The sequence below is a fragment of the Microcoleus sp. CAWBG640 genome (genome assembly GCF_020883015.1).
Taxonomy (GTDB): Bacteria; Cyanobacteriota; Cyanobacteriia; order Cyanobacteriales; family Microcoleaceae; genus Microcoleus; species Microcoleus anatoxicus.
The window spans coordinates 1-20485 of record NZ_JAHRFC010000047.1 but is presented as its reverse complement, the minus strand read 5'-3'; the positions used below and the strand labels follow the sequence as shown (position 1 = coordinate 20485).

General features: G+C 43.8%; 16 protein-coding genes. 11 read left to right on the top strand and 5 right to left on the bottom strand.

Annotated features, from left to right (window positions below; translation table 11 throughout):
• The first annotated feature begins 115 nt into the window (after nucleotides 1-115).
• Nucleotides 116-1042, top strand: a complete 927-nt coding sequence (locus AAFP11_RS20705; protein ID WP_341738765.1) for a TIGR01777 family oxidoreductase — start codon at nucleotides 116-118, stop codon at nucleotides 1040-1042.
• A gap of 89 nt (nucleotides 1043-1131) precedes the next feature.
• On the opposite strand, the gene AAFP11_RS20700 is transcribed toward AAFP11_RS20705, so the two are convergent.
• Nucleotides 1132-1827, bottom strand: coding sequence for a response regulator transcription factor (locus AAFP11_RS20700; RefSeq protein WP_340519303.1), 696 nt, complete (start codon nucleotides 1825-1827; stop codon nucleotides 1132-1134).
• A gap of 153 nt (nucleotides 1828-1980) precedes the next feature.
• Between AAFP11_RS20700 and rbsK the strand changes: the two genes are divergently transcribed.
• A complete protein-coding gene (gene rbsK, locus AAFP11_RS20695; protein WP_341738764.1) occupies nucleotides 1981-2901 on the top strand; it encodes a ribokinase in 921 nt (306 codons plus the stop codon).
• A gap of 159 nt (nucleotides 2902-3060) precedes the next feature.
• Here rbsK and AAFP11_RS20690 read toward each other — a convergent pair whose 3' ends face one another.
• Complete coding sequence (locus AAFP11_RS20690) at nucleotides 3061-5547, bottom strand: PhoD-like phosphatase (RefSeq protein ID WP_341738763.1); 2487 nt, start codon at nucleotides 5545-5547, stop codon at nucleotides 3061-3063.
• A 348-nt stretch (nucleotides 5548-5895) separates the two neighbouring features.
• Between AAFP11_RS20690 and AAFP11_RS20685 the strand changes: the two genes are divergently transcribed.
• The 7 genes from AAFP11_RS20685 (at nucleotide 5896) to AAFP11_RS20655 (ending at nucleotide 14490) form a co-directional block, all read left to right on the top strand.
• Nucleotides 5896-8085: a CBS domain-containing protein gene (locus tag AAFP11_RS20685; RefSeq protein WP_341738762.1), complete on the top strand. Its 2190-nt coding sequence runs from the start codon at nucleotides 5896-5898 to the stop codon at nucleotides 8083-8085.
• 573 nt (nucleotides 8086-8658) lie between these two features.
• Nucleotides 8659-8820: a hypothetical protein gene (locus AAFP11_RS20680; RefSeq protein ID WP_341738761.1), complete on the top strand. Its 162-nt coding sequence runs from the start codon at nucleotides 8659-8661 to the stop codon at nucleotides 8818-8820.
• 48 nt (nucleotides 8821-8868) lie between these two features.
• Nucleotides 8869-9735 carry a ferredoxin:protochlorophyllide reductase (ATP-dependent) iron-sulfur ATP-binding protein gene (gene bchL, locus AAFP11_RS20675; RefSeq protein ID WP_341738760.1) on the top strand — a complete coding sequence of 289 codons (867 nt, stop codon included), beginning with the start codon at nucleotides 8869-8871 and terminating at the stop codon, nucleotides 9733-9735.
• A 34-nt stretch (nucleotides 9736-9769) separates the two neighbouring features.
• Nucleotides 9770-11116, top strand: a complete 1347-nt coding sequence (locus AAFP11_RS20670) for a DUF5331 domain-containing protein (RefSeq protein WP_341738759.1) — start codon at nucleotides 9770-9772, stop codon at nucleotides 11114-11116.
• A 267-nt stretch (nucleotides 11117-11383) separates the two neighbouring features.
• Complete coding sequence (locus AAFP11_RS20665) at nucleotides 11384-12793, top strand: ferredoxin:protochlorophyllide reductase (ATP-dependent) subunit N (protein ID WP_341738758.1); 1410 nt, start codon at nucleotides 11384-11386, stop codon at nucleotides 12791-12793.
• Between the two features lie 115 nt (nucleotides 12794-12908).
• Nucleotides 12909-14129, top strand: a complete 1221-nt coding sequence (locus AAFP11_RS20660) for a hypothetical protein (RefSeq protein WP_341738757.1) — start codon at nucleotides 12909-12911, stop codon at nucleotides 14127-14129.
• 7 nt (nucleotides 14130-14136) lie between these two features.
• Nucleotides 14137-14490 carry a type II toxin-antitoxin system HicB family antitoxin gene (locus AAFP11_RS20655; RefSeq protein ID WP_341738756.1) on the top strand — a complete coding sequence of 118 codons (354 nt, stop codon included), beginning with the start codon at nucleotides 14137-14139 and terminating at the stop codon, nucleotides 14488-14490.
• 62 nt (nucleotides 14491-14552) lie between these two features.
• Here AAFP11_RS20655 and AAFP11_RS20650 read toward each other — a convergent pair whose 3' ends face one another.
• The gene (locus AAFP11_RS20650) at nucleotides 14553-15410 is read right to left on the bottom strand and encodes a hypothetical protein (protein WP_341738755.1); all 858 of its coding nucleotides are present in this window, start codon (nucleotides 15408-15410) and stop codon (nucleotides 14553-14555) included.
• A gap of 210 nt (nucleotides 15411-15620) precedes the next feature.
• On the opposite strand from AAFP11_RS20650, the gene AAFP11_RS20645 reads away from it, so the two are divergent.
• Nucleotides 15621-16247 (top strand): retropepsin-like domain-containing protein, encoded by a 627-nt coding sequence (locus tag AAFP11_RS20645; protein WP_341738754.1) that lies wholly within the window; start codon nucleotides 15621-15623, stop codon nucleotides 16245-16247.
• Nucleotides 16248-16389: 142 nt separating this feature from the next.
• Nucleotides 16390-17448, top strand: a complete 1059-nt coding sequence (locus AAFP11_RS20640) for a hypothetical protein (protein WP_341738753.1) — start codon at nucleotides 16390-16392, stop codon at nucleotides 17446-17448.
• A gap of 183 nt (nucleotides 17449-17631) precedes the next feature.
• On the opposite strand, the gene AAFP11_RS20635 is transcribed toward AAFP11_RS20640, so the two are convergent.
• Both AAFP11_RS20635 and AAFP11_RS20630 read right to left on the bottom strand, forming a co-directional pair.
• A complete protein-coding gene (locus tag AAFP11_RS20635) occupies nucleotides 17632-19110 on the bottom strand; it encodes a DUF5009 domain-containing protein (RefSeq protein WP_341738752.1) in 1479 nt (492 codons plus the stop codon).
• A gap of 45 nt (nucleotides 19111-19155) precedes the next feature.
• Nucleotides 19156-20079 (bottom strand): polysaccharide deacetylase family protein, encoded by a 924-nt coding sequence (locus AAFP11_RS20630; protein ID WP_341738751.1) that lies wholly within the window; start codon nucleotides 20077-20079, stop codon nucleotides 19156-19158.
• Between the last annotated feature and the right edge of the window lie 406 nt (nucleotides 20080-20485).

Here is a 20485-nt window from a genome sequence, read left to right as displayed (position 1 = left end):
AAAAAACAAGCTTTGGCTTGTGGTGAGGCGATCGACCTGGTTCTCTAGTTTTGTATAATCTAAGACTGTTTGGACGATGGTCTAAAATACTAAAAATGTGAATTGCGGGTAAAAGATGAAAGTAGCGATCGCGGGAGCAACGGGATTTGTAGGTAGCCCTTTGGTAGAAAGGCTACATTCGGAAGGACATAGCATACTGGTTTTAGCCCGCGACTCGGAGCGAGCTCGGCGAATTTTTCCCGCTTCAGCTTATCCGAATTTGGAAATTGTCGGTTACTCTCCGGCCGAGTCTGGTGATTGGCAGCATTTGATCGGGGGCTGCGATGGTGTGGTAAATTTAGCGGGAGTTCCGATTGCTGAGGAACGGTGGACGGCGGCGCGCCAACAAGCAATTCTTGATAGTCGCAAATTAACAACGGCAAAATTGGTCGAGGCGATCGCCAATGCTAATCCTAAACCATCTGTGTTGGTGAGTGCATCGGCGATCGGCTATTACGGCACTAGCGAAACCGCTGAGTTTGAGGAAAATAGCCCTGGGGGAGATGATTTTTTAGCTGCGGTTTGCAAAGAGTGGGAAAGTGCAGCCGAAAAAGTGAAAAATACCGGAACCCGCTTAGTAATTTTGCGCCTGGGAATCGTCTTGGGAATGGGAGGTGCTCTGGCAAAAATGCTACCTGCTTTTAGATTATTTGCTGGCGGGCCCATTGGCACTGGGAAACAGTGGTTTTCTTGGATTCACCGGGATGATGTGGTGAATTTAATTTTGTATGCTTTGCAAAATCCCCAAGTTGAAGGTGTGTTGAATGCAACAGCACCCCATCCAGTGCGGATGAATGAATTGTGCGAAACTTTAGGAGAAGTTTTGCAGCGACCTTCTTGGTTGCCGGTGCCAAGTTTTGCTTTAGAATTGCTGTTGGGAGATGGGGCAAAAGTTGTTTTGGAAGGTCAACAAGTGTTGCCGAAACGCACTTTACTTAGTGGTTTTCAGTATGAATATCCCCAGTTGCGATCGGCCATAGAAGAGATTGTCAAGCATTTTTAAGGCTGGTAGGTAGCCCCAACCGGGTTTGGCAAAATCAACCCGGTTTCTCTACTTTCCACTACCTGCAATTCTGCTTCCCTCAAACTTTTTCAAGATTCCCGCATCACATAGCCCACACCACGTACCGTCTGAATCAACCGCTTTTCACCCTCATCTTCAATCTTGAGCCGCAAATAGCGAATATAAACCTCAATTACGTTGGATTCACCCAGAAAATCGTAACCCCAAACATTTTCCAGAATTTGTTCGCGAGTCAACACCTCGCGGGGATGTTCCATCAAATACTTTAACAGTTCATATTCCTTCATAGTCAGGTCGATCGCGCGATCGTTGCGTAGGGCGCGCCGACTAGCCAAATCCAAGACTAAATCGCCAAACCTCAATTGGTTGTTGCTGGTAGTATCCGGCTGCAAATACAACCGCACCAACTGCAAAAACTCCTCAGTGCGGTAAGGTTTAAGAAAATAATCATCAGCGCCAGCTTCCAGACAAGCCACCCGATCGTCCACTGTATCACGCCCGATCAACAGCAACACCGGCACTCGACTCCCCCCACTCCTGATGTGAGAACATAGGGATAGTCCCGACTCAGGGCCTAACATCCTGTCAATCACAATCAAAGCTGGGTGCAATTCCTGGGCTAAAAGTTTCCCCGTGGCGATGTTAGAAGCCACTATCGGTTCGTAGCCAGAGGATTTCAAGTCCAGACTCAAGTGTCCGGCGAGAACTTCGTCGGTTTCCACCAGCAGGACACAGGGATTGCGATCGAGAGTGAGTGCAGCCATTGAATTGACCGATGTAGATCATACCTGTTGTAACACGTTATTTGTTATTTGTTATTAGTTATTAGTTATTAGTTAATTTGTTATTAGTTATTTGTTAGTTGTTCGTCCCCATGCCCGATCGCCCCCTGAACTATCCCCCATCCCCCATCCCCTATGAGCATCATCGTATTTGGAAGTATCAATCTCGACCTGGTGGCTAAAACCCCTCGGTTGCCAGTACCAGGGGAAACTATTATTGGTAGCAATTTCTTGACAGCAGGCGGTGGCAAAGGAGCCAATCAAGCGGTGGCAGCCGCCCGTCTTGGCGTTTCTACTCACATGATTGGGCGCGTCGGCAATGATAATTTTGGGGAAGAATTGTTGACAAATTTACAATCTTTTGGTTTAAATACAGACAATATATCGATCGACCAAAACTCTCATTCAGGTGTAGCAATTATCGCCGTAGACGATGGCGGGCAAAATAATATTATTGTGATTCCGGGCGCGAATAATCATCTTGGTGATGCCGATATCGAACGTCTCCAAAAACTGTTGCCCGGTGCTACAAGCTTGTTGTTGCAGTTAGAAATTCCCCTGGAAGTTGTCCACAGGGCTGCTTTGATTGCCTGTGAAGCGGGGGTGCGAGTGATTCTAGATCCGGCTCCGGCTCGTTCCGATTTGCCACTAGAGCTTTATCCGCTAATTGATACGATCGCGCCCAATGAAGTGGAGGCTAGTCAATTAGTCGGCTTTGCGGTGCATGATACAGAAACTGCGATTAAAGCGGCCAAAAAATTGCAGGAGCGGGGTGTGAAGAATGCGATCGTCAAATTGGGCGATCGCGGTGTGGTTGCTGTGACTGCCGATCGGACTTTGTTTGTCCCGGCTTTTGCGGTGGAGGCGATCGATACTGTGGGTGCTGGTGATGCTTTTAACGGCGGTTTGGCGGCCGCCTTAGATGCTGGTTTGTCCTTGGAGGAGGCGGTGGTTTGGGGGGCTGCTGCGGGCGCTTTGTGCGTGACTAAAATGGGTGCTCAAGTGGCTATGTGCGATCGGGCAACTTTTGATGCTTTTCTTGATGTTTCCCTATAATATCGTTGACCGTTGCATCGGAATGATTTAACCACAGAGAACACAGAGGACACAGAGAAAGAGAAGAGAGAAATAATAATTCCGATGTCAACGGATTTGATATAACGAATAATCCCCCATAACTATCACTGTGTAGACGCGGTTAAAACCGCCTGGTTTCTAATCATCCTGATTTGTTTCTAGGGACACAAAATATTGACTATAAACCACACTATCCGGTGCCCAAACAGGCCGCCAATAAACATTTTGAATCACTGCTTTCTCCCCATCACCATCACCGGGCCACTGAAAACTAACGATCGCAATATTGCTATATCCCACAATCTCATCACCCTCTTGCAGCCAGCGATTGCGCCACAACAGCGACACAATCTGCCACAATCTCTGCACCAACGACAACTTAGCAGATTTACTTGACAAACCCTCACCTGTATGCTGCAAAAACACGCGAGCTTTTTGTCGTTTCATCCAATCAATCCGATAACCCCAATCAGGCAAAGATTGTTTATTTTTAACAGCCGCCGCCACAGACTTCTTTCTATTAACCCTCGAAACTTTCACCAATTCCAGCGGCTCATTCCATCCCAAACACTCGTGACTCGGCTCAGGAAACAATGACTTAATCTTAGTATGAATCAAATGAGTTTTCCACTCCTCATTAATCAAAGCACTAGCAGTCAACTGTGCCAACACAGAATACTGACAACTCGACTTATACCCCGCTAAATTCAAACCCAAAACTCCCTCATTCCCCTCCCCTGTGGAACAGGCATCTTGCCTGTTAATTTCCGGCCTAGAATCCCCAAAATGACAATCCGACCAATAACTCAATCGCACAGCAGCAGCATAATGAATATCCCCCGTCAACACAATCACCCTCCCGCGCCGCTTAAAAAACTCCGCCAACAACTTCACAAAAGCCAACTCATGAAAATTCCAAGCATCCCCCGCATCACTATTAAAAACCTTCCCGTGCTCCACATCCCACTTTTGCACTGCATCAATAATCCACAAACCCACCAAATTTGTAGGTAAAACAACCAAAGTTGCCTCAATCTCCAACTTCCCAGTTGCATTCAACAATTCCGTTTCTTTCAAAGGCTGCTGAATTTGCTCCTCAAAACCTTTATGAGTCAAAAGCATTGGCGGATCGATCGCACTTTCCGTCGGATAGCCCCGCCAAGTCCGCGTATCCAGCACAATCACCTCATGCTTAAAACTTCTAATCGTAAAATGCCAATCCAACACCTCATCATCCCGATCCAAAATTAAAACATCTCGATCTAATTTAAACTTGGGCAAATTAGTCTCAATATCAACAGCCGGAATCCCCAAATACTTACCCACTTTTTCCCAAGCTAAATCATCACTCCCAGCAGAATCCGACCATTTTGCAGCAGTTGTTAATAATTTCTCTCCCACATTTCCTGCATCGAACTGTTGTGGCGTATTTCCCCAACCCTGAAACACAGCATAAGCCAGCAAAGCATTCTGCACTACCCGTCGCCCCAAGGGTTTACCCAGCACCCGGTGACACCATTCTCGATTCAAATACCAGTCATCGCTCACATCATGGTCGTCACAAATGGTATAAGTAGGAATATTGGCGATCGCCCTCCTGACTCTCCACAGATTGCGAGCAAAACTTTCCAGTTCAAAAGCTTCTCGATCCCACACTTTTGCCTGCTTGGCATTATCACAAATATCCTTACCTTTGGGAAAACCCTTGCACCAAAGCACAGGGGACCAAACTAACAAATACATCGCACAATATTCGCCCAAACCAAACAAATGATTTTTCGCATTGTCTGGTTTATTCACCAACATTGCTGTAAAGCCACCAAAATCTCTAGCAATATCGGTGCGAGTTCCCGGTTTCAAATCAACTGGTTGTTTGTATTTATACTCAACTTCTCGCTGTTGCTGAAATTGGGACTCCGTAGAAACTGTTACTCGATCGCGAATCTTATTTCTTTTTTCCCGATTTTTAGGTATACTGGTACACAAATTATCTTGAATTTGAACATTCGTCAGGGGCAAATTCTCTTTCCAGCCCAATAGTGCATCACCAGCATCGGTTAAAGCCCACAACATCGGATCGGCAACATCGTCCCCGTAAATTTGGTCACCCGTTAAAAACAGTTGGTGAGGTCTGGAATTTGCCATTCCTGCGAACTGTTCGATCGAACTATCCAAGATTGGCAGTGCATCTCGTCCGCCTCCGTGGGGCTTGCGACAAGAACCGTGAACAATCCGCAAATAGTTTAAATCCTGCGGTGGTAGGGCAAAAGTGGGCAACTGGTGATCGAAATAACCGATCGTCCCAGGTCCCAAACACGACAAATCCTCGGCGATAGGCCACAGGCAAGAAAGGAGATTTTCTGTCTCATTTTCCACTCCTGGAACTGCCGACGACTCGCAACCAGCAAACTCGATATTATAAGCATATATTTGCCCAGATGTCAAGCAATTGCTGTCGATCGGCTTGGCAGTCACGGCCACTACGTGCAGGTATTGGCCCAGTGGCACGGTAGAAGCAGTACCTTGGAGCAAAGGTCGATCGATCTTTTCGCCAGTTCCGCTCTCCGTCGAGTAAACCTGGAGTTCGACTTGGCGAGGTGCTTTCAGAGCTAGCCAAACAGTCACAGCCTGGCTTTCTGTCCGACGTAAAATTGGACCAGCTAAAATCAGGGGCAAATGATGAATCCGGTGACTTAAGGGCATCCACGACATAACAATTAAAAATTAAAAATTAAACAAGGGGTTTGGCCAAAAATGAGATTTAAGGCGATCGAACATCTTTCATCTACTACTTCACGAAGGATTCAGAAACTGGGTTTCTGAACAACAAACCTGGTGTGATTTAAGCCCAACGCTTAACTCAAAAACCCTTTTTTTCTTAGCTTTTGCATAAGTTCTGTACTTAATACTGGCGTCTGACCAGAAAATTCTTCAAAATTGTAACAATTCATTAAGAAAAATTAATAAAAAACTATGCTCCAGGAACACAAATTGCAGCATTTCCGAAATTGTGACCCACAGCCATTACCCATTAAATCCTGTTCATCAACCACCACACAAAAAACTCGCCCCCTCTATTCGTCACCTTTAGATAGCGCGATCGATCGCCATCCTCTCATAGTTACTCCAGAAACTCCCATCGCCAAGGTATTGGCTCTGATGAACCCGATGCGGATATCCTGTCACATTTCGGGCGATCGACCACACCCAGTTTCCAACTCTACCAAACGCAGTTGCGTGTTAGTAGTCAAAGAATCGCGACTCATCGGTATTTTCACTGAGCGGGATATCATCAAGTTAACCACGGCATCCGCTTGTTCGATCGGTCTGACGATCGCTGACGTGATGACTTCATCGCCCATTACTCTCAAACAATCCGATTCTCCAGATATTTTCACCGCCATCTTCCTGTTGCGACAACACGAAATCCGGCATTTACCCTTAGTGGACGCCGACGATCGACTTTTGGGAATCATCACCCGCGAAGCAATTTACGAAGCTCTGCAACCAGTTAACCTACAAAGCAATTTACGCTGTGTAGCAGATGTGATGACCAAAGAAGTCATTTATGCGCCAAAAACTGCCTCAGCCCTCGATTTAGCGCAGCTCATGGTCAAGCATCAAGTCAATTACATCGCGATCGTTGACACCCCAATTGACCATCCACAACCCGCGATCGCACCAACCGAAAATAGTCCATTTCTCACCACCAATTCCGCACCATTAATTCCTGTAGGTATAGTCACTGAGCGCGATATCGTGCAGTTTCACGCCCTCGAATTAAATTTCTCCCAAATCTCCGTGGCTGATGCCATGAGTTTCCCCCTATTTTGTGTATCTCCCACTGATTCCCTGTGGAAAGCTCACCAGGAAATGCAGCGGCATTGTGTCCGCCGCTTGGTCGTAATTGGCACTCAGGGAGAGCTTTTGGGTGTAGTGTCTCAGTCAAGTTTGCCGCCCGTTTTTAATCCATCTGAAATGTACGGCACCATCGAAATTTTGCAACAAGCAGTGGATGATAGAGCCTCCCAACTTCAACTGGCAAATCAGCAATTGCAGCAAGAAATTTTAGAGCGACAACGGGCAGAAGAAGCTCTACGCCAAGCTCATGACGACTTGAAAAAACAAGTTGAAGAACGCACTGCTCAACTTTTAGAATCTAATGAATTGTTGAGACGAGACATTATTAAACGTCAGCGAGTTGAAGAAGTGCTGCGACGCAAGCAAAATTCCTTGAAGATACAAGCCCAGGAATTAGAGCAAACTGTGCGGAAGTTACAGCAAACTCAAAGTCAACTTGTCCAAACAGAAAAAATGTCTTCTTTGGGACAAATGATTGCCGGTATTGCCCATGAAATTAATAATCCAGTTAATTTTATTTATGGCAATCTTTCCCACACCAGTCATTACGTCAAAGAATTAATTCAACTCTTGGAACTTTACCAGCATCACTACCCGGAACCAGTGTCTGAAATTAGGGAAGCAGCAGCAGATATTGAAATCGATTTTTTAGTGGAAGACTTATCTAAAATTCTGTCTTCCATGCAGGTAGGAACCGATCGCATCCGCCAAATAGTTTTGTCAATGCGTAATTTTTCGCGATCGGATCAAGCTAACATCAAGCTAGTGGACATTCACGAAGGCATTGACAGCACTTTGCTGATTTTGCAGCACCGACTCAAAGCTCAAGGCGGACATCCAGCTATTCAAATCATTAAAGAATACGGCGATTTGCCCCAGGTTGAGTGCTGTGCAGGTCAGATAAATCAAGTGTTAATGAATATTATCAGTAATGCTATAGATGCTGTGGATGAAGAAATCAAGAAGGGTAAATGGTTCATGGGAAATAGCACAAATCCACCCCAGCCAACTGTTAGTTCTCCCTTGAGTCCTCCCGCTATTACTATTCGCACGGAAGTGATTGACAAGGGTTTTGTGGCGATCCGAATTTCCGACAATGGTGGCGGCATACCCGATCGTATTCGCTCTAAATTATTTGACCCATTTTTTACAACAAAACCTGTGGGTAAGGGTACGGGGTTGGGACTGTCTATTTCTTACCACTTAATTGTGGAACAACACGGGGGGCGGCTGGAATGCGTTTCTGAAACTGGAGTAGGTACTGAGTTTGCGATCGAAATTCCGATCGTCAGTTGTCATTAGTTATTGGTTATTTGTTACTCCCTTGGGGCTGCTAATAACCCATAACATTAGTCAACATAGTTCTGGACGCATGGGGACTGAGAAACCGGGTTTTTTAGCAAAAATACACAGGTTGCATCCCGCACAGTCGGTAAAAAACCCTGTTTCTTTAGTCGGATTGCATCCAGGAATGTCAACCGTCATCAGCCAAGTATTCCTAAAAATTTACAATATTTTACAAAATCCCAGAAAGCGCATCAAAATCACCTGCAATCCCTTTCTGCTAACTTGAATTTGACCTCGCCAGAGCCCATTAGTCGAACTCACTCCGAGTTCGCCCCATCCATCAGTCGCTTTTTACCCGCAGTAATTCCCCGCACAAGTCCCCAACTGTCTGTATCCCAGACTCAAAGCTCAAAGTCCAGATTGTTTCATAAGTAAAGTTTTGTTTTATTTTTGTACCTATTTATTTAAAAGTAATACTATAAAATAGCTTTTAAATCTAAAAAAAACCTAAAAATAGACTGTGAGATTGAAAAACCAGCTATGATTCCCAAAGATGCAAAATGAACTAATTTACTAGCGTTTTCATTTTTGTGCCCCCTTTCTTTTCCCAGCAAGTTAGCTAATAATGCTTTCAAAGAGATAACAAAGCCGACTCCGAAAGAGACAAAAAAAGCATTGCAGTGGGGCATTGCATTAAGGGCACAGGAGTTGGGTATGGCCGCACCGGGCGATCGCAACATGAATGCGTGAAACCCCAAACCCCGATCGTTTTCAGAGAAACCTATAGGAGAACAAAGAGTGAAACTAGCAGTTTACGGAAAAGGTGGAATTGGCAAATCGACAACAAGCTGCAACATCTCCGTTGCCTTAGCCAAACGCGGCAAAAAAGTTTTGCAAATCGGTTGCGATCCAAAGCACGACAGCACATTTACCCTGACTGGCTTCTTGATCCCAACAATTATTGACACCCTTCAGGAAAAGGACTACCACTACGAAGACGTTTGGCCTGAAGATGTCATCTACAAAGGCTACGGCGGCGTTGACTGCGTAGAAGCAGGCGGCCCCCCCGCAGGAGCTGGTTGTGGCGGCTACGTCGTGGGCGAAACCGTCAAACTGCTCAAAGAACTCAATGCCTTTGACGAATACGACATCATCCTGTTTGACGTACTAGGCGACGTCGTGTGTGGTGGTTTTGCCGCCCCATTGAACTACGCTGACTACTGCATGATTGTTACCGACAACGGATTCGATGCCCTATTTGCCGCCAACCGCATCGCCGCCTCAGTCCGCGAAAAAGCCCGCACTCACCCCCTGCGACTCGCTGGTTTAATTGGCAACCGCACCTCCAAGCGTGACTTGATTGACAAATACATAGACACAGTACCCATGCCGGTGCTGGAAGTGTTGCCCCTAATTGAAGACATCCGCGTTTCTCGCGTCAAAGGCAAAACATTGTTTGAAATGGCCGAGCACGATCCATCCCTCAACTACGTCTGCGACTACTACCTCAATATCGCCGACCAAATCTTGGCAAGACCTGAAGGAGTAGTTCCCAATGACACGCCAGATCGCGAATTATTCTCCTTGCTGTCAGATTTTTATCTAAATCCAGTTCAACCTGTGGTCAAGAAAGAGGAAGATGAGCTAAACCTGATGATGGTTTAATAGGTCTAGCGATCAGGATGAGGATAAAGAGGTTATGGCTTTTTTTGATACTTTTTCAGTTGCTCTCAAACAGAAGTGGTTGGACTACTACCAGGCAAATCGAGCTTGGCTGCTCCTGCACATGACGGCTGACAACACGGTCGCCACACCCGACGGCGGGAAAAGGCCTGTTTCTTACCTCATCCTGGGAATTGCGGCTGCTCTGGAGCCGGAACTCCAGCAATTAATGCTGCCCTTCTCAAAACTCAAGCCGGATGCAGACAGCCTCATCGAAGTGCTGGGGCTAAATTTTGACCCAGACTTAGCTCTGGGTATGTCCTCAGATGCTGTTCAACTTATTGCTCAACCTACGGCTCAACCTACTGCTGGTCAATCTCTAACTGTCACAGCACCGACCGCCGTTCCGACCCCTGTCGCTGCAACTCTCACCGCTGCTCCGGCAGCCACCCCTGAGCCAGCAGCCCCCGCAGCCACCAAATCTAATCCATTAGGCGCTGCGGTCTTAGCGGGAGCAGGATTGGTCGCTGGAGTAGCCGGTGCTGCCGCGGTAGCGTCAGCACTTAGTTCCTCTGATGAGGAATCCTTGGATGGGTTTGAGGATGAGGAAGAAGAGGCTGTCTCCGACTTCGATATGGATGATGATGATGAAGCAGAGGCTGTCTCTGACTTCGATATGGATGATGATGATGAAGCAGAGGCAATCTCTGACTTCGACATGGATGATGATGACGAAGAAGAGGCTGTCTCCGATTTCGACATGGATGATGACGAAGAAGAGGCTGTCTCCGACTTCGACATGGATGATGATGACGAAGAAGAGGCTGTCTCTGACTTCGACATGGATGATGATGACGAAGAAGAGGCTGTCTCTGACTTCGACATGGATGATGACGAAGAAGAGGCTGTCTCCGACTTCGCCATGGATGATGACGAGGATGAAGAAGCCTCAGCTTTGGGCCTGGACTTAGGTGATGATGACGAAGATGAAGAAGCCTCGGCTTTGGGCGCTTTTGACCTAGGTGATGACGACGAAGATGAAGCCTCAGAATTTGGGACTTTGACTTCAGGGGATATCGAAACAGAGATATCCGATCCCTTTGGAGAAGAAGATGAAGATTTTGTGGCGGAAGTGATACCCGACCCTTTTGGAGACGCGACCTCCAATGACCTGGAACTCGATCTAGGTGACTTGGATGAAGATGGAATTGACGAATTCTCTGTATCTGATGACGACGATCTCGACGATCTGGGACTTGATGATTTGGGGGAAGCGACCACCGGAGACCCTGATGAAGATGATTTAGATGCTTTAGGTCTGAGTGATTTGGATTCCGACGACGAGGATGAAGAAATTTCGGGCTTTTTGTCGGATTTTAAGTAAGGTTTTGGCGATCGCCCAAATCTCTCCTAATCTCTCCTCTCCTTCAGGAATCTTGCGGTTGTGAGTTTCGAGTTATTAATTCTTAATCAGCTCAAACTCACAACTACCAAAAGGTATTTTGCGTTCACGGGTTTAGATAAACTAAATGCCTGCTGTGAGGGCAGTTTCCCCCTCACACAGATCTTATTTGCTCAAATTTTGTATTCTCTTGCGTAAGTTCCAGTTCCCGACAAAAAACAATTAATTTAAACGGAGAAAATTTAGGCTATGACTGCTATTACTACTACTGAACCTGAAGCTTTAAATTTTGAATGCGAAACTGGTAATTATCACACATTTTGTCCGATTAGCTGCGTAGCTTGGCTTTATCAAAAAATTGAAGATAGCTTTTTCTTGGTCATCGGTACTAAGACTTGTGGCTATTTCTTGCAAAATGCCATGGGTGTGATGATTTTTGCTGAACCTCGCTATGCGATGGCTGAGTTGGAAGAGGGTGATATTTCCGCTCAATTGAATGATTATGAAGAGTTAAAGCGGCTGTGTTTGCAAATTAAGCGCGATCGCAACCCCAGTGTAATTGTCTGGATCGGCACTTGCACCACCGAAATCATCAAAATGGACTTGGAAGGTTTAGCACCAAGGCTGGAAGCCGAAATTGGCATTCCCATCGTCACAGCCCGCGCCAATGGCTTAGACTACGCCTTTACCCAAGGGGAAGATACCGTTTTGGCCGCCATGGCTGCTAAGTGCCCTGAAAAAGCACCTGTCATGGAATCTCAGAAAGTAGAACGCAATGCTATCTCTCAACTGCTGAATTTCGGCAAGAAAAAAGAGGAAGTTGCAGCAGATGAATCGGAATATGTCAAGCACACACCGCTGGTACTTTTCGGTTCTTTACCCGATCCGGTTGTCACTCAGCTCACCTTAGAATTGAAGAAGCAAGGAATCAAAGTTTCCGGTTGGCTTCCTTCCAAGCGTTACACTGAATTGCCAGTTTTGGAAGAAGGCTATTATGTATCTGGCATGAATCCGTTCTTGTCCCGTACCGCTTCTACGTTGATGCGCCGCCGTAAGTGTAAGCTAATTGGTGCCCCATTCCCGATCGGACCTGACGGAACCCGCGCTTGGATTGAAAAGATTTGCTCAGTGTTAGGAATTGAACCCAAAGGTTTAGACGAACGGGAAGCCCAAATCTGGGCTGGTTTAGAAGATTATCTGCAAATAATTCGCGGCAAATCAGTCTTCTTCATGGGTGACAATTTGCTGGAGATTTCTTTAGCACGTTTCTTGATTCGCTGCGGCATGACTTGTCCAGAAATCGGCATTCCTTACATGGACAAGCGCTATCAAGCCGCCGAATTGGCGTTGTTAGAAAAGACTTGTCACGAGATGGGAGTTCCGACTCCTCGGATTGTCGAAAAACCGGACAATTACAATCAGCTACAGCGGATTTACGCGCAGAATATCGACTTGGTAATTACCGGTATGGCCCACGCTAATCCTTTGGAAGCGCGGGGAATTAATACTAAGTGGTCTGTTGAGTTTACTTTTGCTCAGATTCACGGCTTTGGAAATGCGCGGGATATTTTGGAGTTGGTGACTCGCCCGTTGCGCCGGAATAATTCGCTGAAGGATTTGGGTTGGGGTAATTTGGTGAAGAATGAAGCGAAGGTTTAGTCGTTTTTAGTAAGATAGTAGGGTGGGCGTTGCTCACCTTATTTTTTTTACGAACCGCTGATGTAGACAGATTGACGCAGATGAACGTTTAGTTCTAATTAACAAAGGAATTTATATGAACGATGAGCCAAGCCAGAATTTAGAGCCAGTGCCTGCCAGCGAACCTGCGAGCGCCTTAGTTACTAATGTTACCAATCAAGCCGACAGCCCCTCGATCGATTCAAATAGCCAAGTTAAATTAGAGCAGCAGGTAGTAAATGAAAACGCGACTTATGCTGAAAAGACAGATAGATTAAAAGTCATAACTAAGTTGCTCAAAGCAGTGACCCCTCTAATTTGGGCAGGTGTTATCGGGCTGGTAATTATTCCACTTTTAGGTAACTGGATAATTTCACAGTCGGTAACTTCTAACCGCTCATTATCATCTCCAGTATCAAAAGTTACGCTTCCCGCACCCCCTGACTTGAGCAAAGTTAACCTAGAGATTCAAGGTGCTATCAACAAATCCCACGCTCTTGCTGAGAATTTTGCTTCTAAAGAGTTAGATACATGGGAAGGAGAATTAAACGGGCGCGTCGATAGCTTCTTAGATTGGTACTTTGATTATTTTAATCAGAAAACAATGGAGTTTGCGACTCCTTTTAAGTTTATTGTTTCTGCTGTAACTCACAAGTTTGATATGTCAGCAGCATCTCAAAAGGTTACTGAGAAGTTAACTGAAGATTTTCAAAGAGAATTTGCTAAGCGGGTACTGGTTCCCAAACTTGCACAAATGAGATTGGAGTCAATCACTACAGAAACCACTAACTTGTATATCTCGGAACTTGGCAATAACATTAAAGGCATTCAAAGCAGTTATAACATCCCTCAAGGAGAGTGGGAAAAGTATCTGAATGATATTGCTGTAACCATTAATGACACGGAGGGCACTCTATCCAATTTTTCATTAAGAGTATTAATTGGCGGCGGCGGTTACATAGTTGCTAAACCTTTACTTATTGGATTAGCAGGCAAGGTAGGAAGTAAAATTATGACCAAGTTTGCTGGAAAGGCTGCGGCAAAAATGGCAGCAAAAACTGGTGGAACCGTTGCCGGTCAGCTTGGGGTTAGTCTGATAGATCCTATTGTGGCTGTAGGTATATTGATTTGGGATCTCTGGGATTACCATCACACAGTCAAAGTAGAAAGACCGATTTTGCGTCAGAACATTTTAGCCTACTTGGATCAAGTTAAAAATTCACTGCTAAAAAATCCAGAAAGTGGCATTATGGCAGCAATTAATCAGTTAGAAGTGAGTATTTTGAAGGGGATTCAAGCTGCTCCTGATACAGTTTAATTAAAAGATGAAAGTCAAGCTTAAATCTCTAGACTATTACTTGAGCCTGAAATATGCTATCAGTTTTTATCCAGAACTTGAAGGTTATACAGCTATAATAAAAGACCTTCCTGGCTGTATGTCTCAGGGTGAAACTTTGTCCGAAGCGATGGAGAATATTCAGGAAGCTAGGGAATTGTGGATAGAGACTGCTTATGAGTGCGGGGATGAGATTCCTTTACCTGCAACGGAGGTTGAGTATAGTGGAAGTCTATCTTTACAAATTCCTAAATCTCTACATTTAAGTTTAGCAGAAAAAGCGGAAAGGGAAGGAGTTAGTCTTGACCAGTACCTTCTGCTTGTGTTAAGTAAAGCAGGCTAAAAGATAATCGGATTGGGGCGATCGAGTTTGAGGCACGCTTCAAGGGCGATCGCACTTTTAAATCAACTTACAATTATGCCGAATTTTAATAACATTTTCGGCAAATAATCATCCAAATTCTTGATATGTTCATCATTAAGCTCAATCAGATTTAGTTCGTACTTCTGATACACTTCTTGCTTCACTTTCTTGCGCGCCGCATACTCCGGCTCGTTTTCATATCCCCAGTATTCAACATACACCTTCCCCCCAGGAATATAAAAGTCACAGTAAGCTTCTTCCTCTATGGGTAGGCGACGTTCATAGGCGTGAACTAGCTCCGCCATATACAGCCAATTATCAATCAAAACTTCAGCTTTAGACCGCACAAAATGACCATCGGTTGTCCGATGCTGTGCGCTAGCCCGAAACTTCTCGCGGAACCCTAGCTTTGTGTTTACTTCTGTTTTTATAGGTTCCGAATTGTTACCTTTAAGGCTCTCAATAGTCGCCAGAAAAACTTGATTTGTCAGTATAGATTCTGGCCAAAGTACATAAGGAGTATTGTCTTGAGGGTGGGTTTTTTGCACTGCCCCAAAACCCATCCCCCGTTTAGTTGCTACCCAGCCGTTACCCTCTTTATTCACCAATCCTAACTCTGCTAAAATTGGGTTGACTTTGTGTTTTGATATTTCTAGTTTTTCGCTGATAGTGGTAGCGGAGAGAAGTGAAGGGGCAGAAAATTGTTGAGGTTTAGGTTTGGGCGGTGACACAGCTTGAACAGGTTTAACATTGTTAGCTTTCCAATGGTCATAGCATAATTTGTGACCTGGTTTTGACACTGGTTGATTGCATCCCGGTGTTGTGCAGCTTTCTGCTGAAAGAGCAGATAAAGCTTGATTTATCGCAGCTAGCTTGCGGACAAAAGGATCTAAGGTCATATTTAAAACCTTGAAGTATATTCAAGGATAGTACCACTTTAATTTTTATAGAGTCAAGAATTTAAAATGAGTGTTTTTCTGGGAATAGCTCCGCTTTATAGACTTTTTCCGCAACTTTCGTCTTTTAACACACGATCGCAAGTGCGAGCTAGTATAATCGAAACTAGCCAGCCGTTTTTATTATACTAATTTTTACATCCCGCAAAATATATGAGTACAACACCCTCTCCTAGCGAAAGCCGTGAAATGCTGAAATGGCTCACGCGCAACCGCCGGATGTTATTAGATTTATATCGCAATCAATATATTGCCCATAATGCCGATCGATTAATCGCTCACAGTGAAAACTTGCAAGAAGTTTTGGGATTAGCTGAAGCTTCAGGAGAACTTTTTGCGATTTACTTAGTTCCCCGCTACTGTGCTTCTGTTCAGATTTTGCCGATTCGCTTTCGAGCAGTTACTCGCACTGATTGGCAGCCAAACTATTATGTTAAACTGAAGCATAGAGATATAGAATTATCCACAGCAATGTTAGTAGACTCCGGTGCTGAACTAAGTTTAATATCGCTAAAAGTTGGTCAAGATTTAGGATACGCTTTGGCTGATTCAGAATCAAGTTTATTAGCAGAAACCATTGGAGGAACAGTTGAGTATGTCATCCGAAATGTAGAAATGACTATTGACGGACATAGTTTTGTTGCTCCTACGGCATGGTTACAAAAAGATACAGGTGGCGAACAATTGCTTTTAGGAAGAGAAGTTGTCTTCGATGTCTTCAACATTGAATTCAGACAACCTGACGAGCAAATAATTTTTACGCGACGCGAAAATTCCTGAGAATATAAAATCGCGATCGCCTTTCGGATAGCTCCGTTTTACGCAGTTTGTTCCAACTGGGCCCAGATTATCTCAGACGATCGCACAAATCGCCACCTATAATTGAAACAAGCCAGTAGTTCTTCTCACTTGCAGAATCACCATGAATCAGGATCGGGAAAAAATCACCTATTCACAGAAAACAGAACGCCTCAAGGCGATCGCTCACTTTATCAAAACTGTAACACCGATGATTTGGACGATCGTCATTCTGGTAGTAATTATTCCCCTGTTAGGTAATTTTATCATTTCCAAGTCCTTAACAAATACTGCAACCACAGCAGTCATAGTTTCCCCGCCGCACGATTTTAGCAAAGTCAACCAAGACATTAAAAACGCCATCCAAACCGCCCATACAACTGCCGAAAATTTCGCTTCAAAAGAATTGGACAAATGGGAAACAGAACTAATTGCGCGAGTTGACAACAGTTTCCTGGATTGGTACTTCGATTACTTCAATCAAAAAAAGATGGAGTTTACCGTACCTTTCAACTTCCTCAAATCAGCCGTACTCAACAAATTTGATATGAATGCAGCCTCTCAAGCTGTTTCCGAAAAATTAACCGAAGACTTTCAAAGAGAATTTGCCAACCGCGTCTTGGTTCCCAGAAACTCTCAAATGCGGTTTCAATTAATCACTCAAGATACCGTTAATCTATATATCGCAGAAATCAGTAAAAATGTCAAAGTAGTTCAAAGTAATTATAACATACCTCAAGCAAAGTGGGATAAATATCTCAATGATATTGCCACCACAATTAGCAATAACGGAAACCCCTCAAATTTATCATTAAAAGTATTAGTGGGTGGCAGCGGTTATTTAGTTGCCAAGCCATTAATCTTGGGGATTGCTAGCAAGATTGGCAGCAAAGTTACAGCAAAAGTTGCCACAAAAGCCGCAGCCAAGATGGCTACAAAAACAGGCGGTACAGTTGCGAGTCAATTGGGAGTAGGTTTAATCGATCCGATTGTCGGCATCGGGATTATCATGTGGGATTTATGGGATTACAATCACACAGTGAAAGTCGAAAGACCGATTTTGCGGGAACACATTGTAAGTTACTTAAAAGATGTCAAAATATCACTCCTAAAAAATCCTGAAACCGGAATCATGGCAGCAATTTATCAATTAGAAAGTGGCATTTTAAAATCACTTCCATAGGAGTTACGCACGGGGTTGAGAAACCGGGTTTTTTACAAAAATACTCCGTTTTTACTCGCAGATTCAGTAAAAAACCCGGTTTCTCTGTCGGAGTCCGATTCTCTCCCTCTGCGTCCTCTGTGTTCTAGAAAAGTTAAATCATTCCGATACAATACCTGAAGATAAACTTGCCCTTTAATTAACTCACGTTCTCAAAAACAATTTAAACCTAGTAAACACCATCACTATTACCGCCACAATTGCCGTATACCCAAATCCCCTCAAAAAACCCATAAATGGATCGGTTGCCGTCATCTCAATAATCACAGGTTCCCAGTTATTTAACACCAGAATTGGCCACACAATATTCGCAAATCCCACATAACCAATCATCGGATTCACCCCATTGTCAATAAATAGCTGCAACCAGCGTTTATGGTGAAACACATCGATAATTATTGTCAAGCCAATCAACATAAAAATTGCCATACCTGTAGTTACAAAAAAGTAACTCATTGTCGCTGAATCTTTCTTGATGCCACCTTGATAAGGCTCAAATAGTAAACCCAAAACCACCCAATAAAAACCCCATTCGTAAAGGCGATTTAATAAATTTTCCGTGACATTTCCTGGTTTTTGCAAAAAAACTAAACCAGACAAACACAGCACAAAAACTACTAAATTAGTCTGCCACACCCATCTAGCTTGTAATCCCACTAGCAACACTAAATTAATCGTAAACATCAAAACCATGATGCAGAAATATCGCCGATTGTTCCAGTGAGAATACCTATCATCTTCTGGCGAATGATATTCTATCCACCGACACAGTAAATCCCCGACAATAGTACCGGGAATCACCACAAACAAATACTTCAAATAATCAAATTGAAAAATCCAAGGTGCAGGAGAATACAGCCAAATTGACTTAATCCAACCATCAGTTTGGGCAGATAGTCCTAGGGCTAACAGCAATCCTAATAATCCCACTCGCAACCAGGTATTTGAACGAGTAAACAGCCAAATTACCGATCCAAAAACGGCCATATTTGCCAGCACAACTAAGATAATATCGCTACGGTTGAAATCAAACCCAATTCCGTTGGGATATTTGATCCGAGATACAAATAAAAATCCAGCACTCCAAGCAGCAATGGTTATGACTTTTTGCAACCAGGAAAACTTCTTAGTTGGCCAGCGAAGAAACATAAAAAATAGGATTAAAAATCCACAGAGGCCTAACCACCATTTTTGCGGGCCTGGTTCGTTGGGATCGATGACAGTGGGTCGAATATGTTGCAGGAATATCGCAAATGAACCTAGTAAAAATCCTCTTTGTAAAAGAGAACTAATCACTTTATTTATACTCTCTCCTTTAGCAATGCGACGAGATAAAGCAAGTGGTATAGCGGCCCCCATTGCAAACAGAAAAAAGGGGAAAACTAAATCTACCCAAGTTAGTCCAGCTAGTTGAGGATTGAAGACATGGATGGGTGGCGGTTCTTGGGCGTGATACATCCATGCGGGTAATGTTTTGCGGGCTATTGTCCCTGATAAAACCATTGCTAAAACGGCTATGCCACGCAGTGCATCTAGGGCATCAGCGCGTTTCGCAACCGCAGCTACAGGAAACATTTTTTCGTTTTTTACTGTGTTTTGTGGTTCTGATTTTGTGTATTCCAATGCACTAACCTCTGGTATTTTTAATAACTATATAGTTCAGCAAATTCACTTGCCAATTGTTCGGTGTAGCCAGTTTCCTGAAGCCATTTTCATAAGTTTTTTTGTTGAGTGTTTGTTGTTGATAGTCAAGCGGGAAATTCGATAGGGGTTGTGGGGGAAAAAGCGGAGTTTTAATTTTAAACTGTCGTATAAATATCCAGATTTGTAGTATTTGGCAACATATTTCTCACTTTGGTTGTTGATTGCGCCAAAGGGGTAGGCTATGTGAGAGGCGACTGTTTGATTGGGGTCTAAGTCTTGGGTGCATTTTCTCAATCGGATTTGGTCTTGTGACAGTTCTCTGTCTAAAGCTTGAAGGGAAATTTTGGTTAAATTTTCGTGATTTAGTCCGTGAGATTGAATATCGTAAAATCCTTTTTTAAATCCATCTCTCAAGTCTTGACAGTTGACTTTTTTGATTAGGGAATGATGAGTTCCGAAAAAGCCGGAGTTAATAAATACTACTACTTTAATTTTTTTACCGTATTTATTTTCTAGTTTTTCTAAGATAGGTAGTAAGTGTGTATAAATGCTTTTGTTTCCATCGTCAAATGAAATGATGACTTTTTTGCGATCGCGATATTCAGCAGGAACTATTTTTGGGGTAGTTGCTAAAAAATAATCATAAAGTTCTTGGGTTGACAAAAACCAATAGTTATTGACCACTAAAGACTCTAAAAAAGGTTCTAATTTTTGCTGGCTATAGTCGCCGGGAAAGTCTCGCCGTCGCGGAGGTATTTCTTGGGGATTTTGCAAATCGACAATATCGTGAAAGCCGAAAATCGGAATTTGTACTGTAATTAATTCTATGATTACTTGATAACTAATTAAGGTGATGAGAAATGCTATAAAAAATTGAATCATGCGTTTTTTACGGATGGTAATCGGTTGAAAATACTCAGGCAATTTATCAACTAAAAAATTTACCATTGACAATAACGACCTCATGAGGTATGGGTTTAGGTGGTCTGGTAGAGCTGGGTCTGCATTTAGATTGTATAGGATTGCTGCGGTTTTTTCCAAAGATGAGCTAGGTCAATTCCAATAGTATAGTAAAATCTATGCGATCGCGCCTAGGCCACAACCATAGCCGAAAATTGACTGAGTGCGGGAGTTGTCTTGTCAAAAAGTCATGACGTGAGATATATTTGCAACTATTGGGCGATCGTCAGCATATATAGCCTTTCTCAGTTAGGTGGGTACTAGGTAATAGACATCTCCCAAAAAGAAATAGTTTGCCGATCGCTCTTAAATTATAATGGAATTTTACCTCAAAAAACATGAGCCAGCTCCGAGAATATCTTGAAAAACATCCATCCGAGACTCAAAGAGTGTT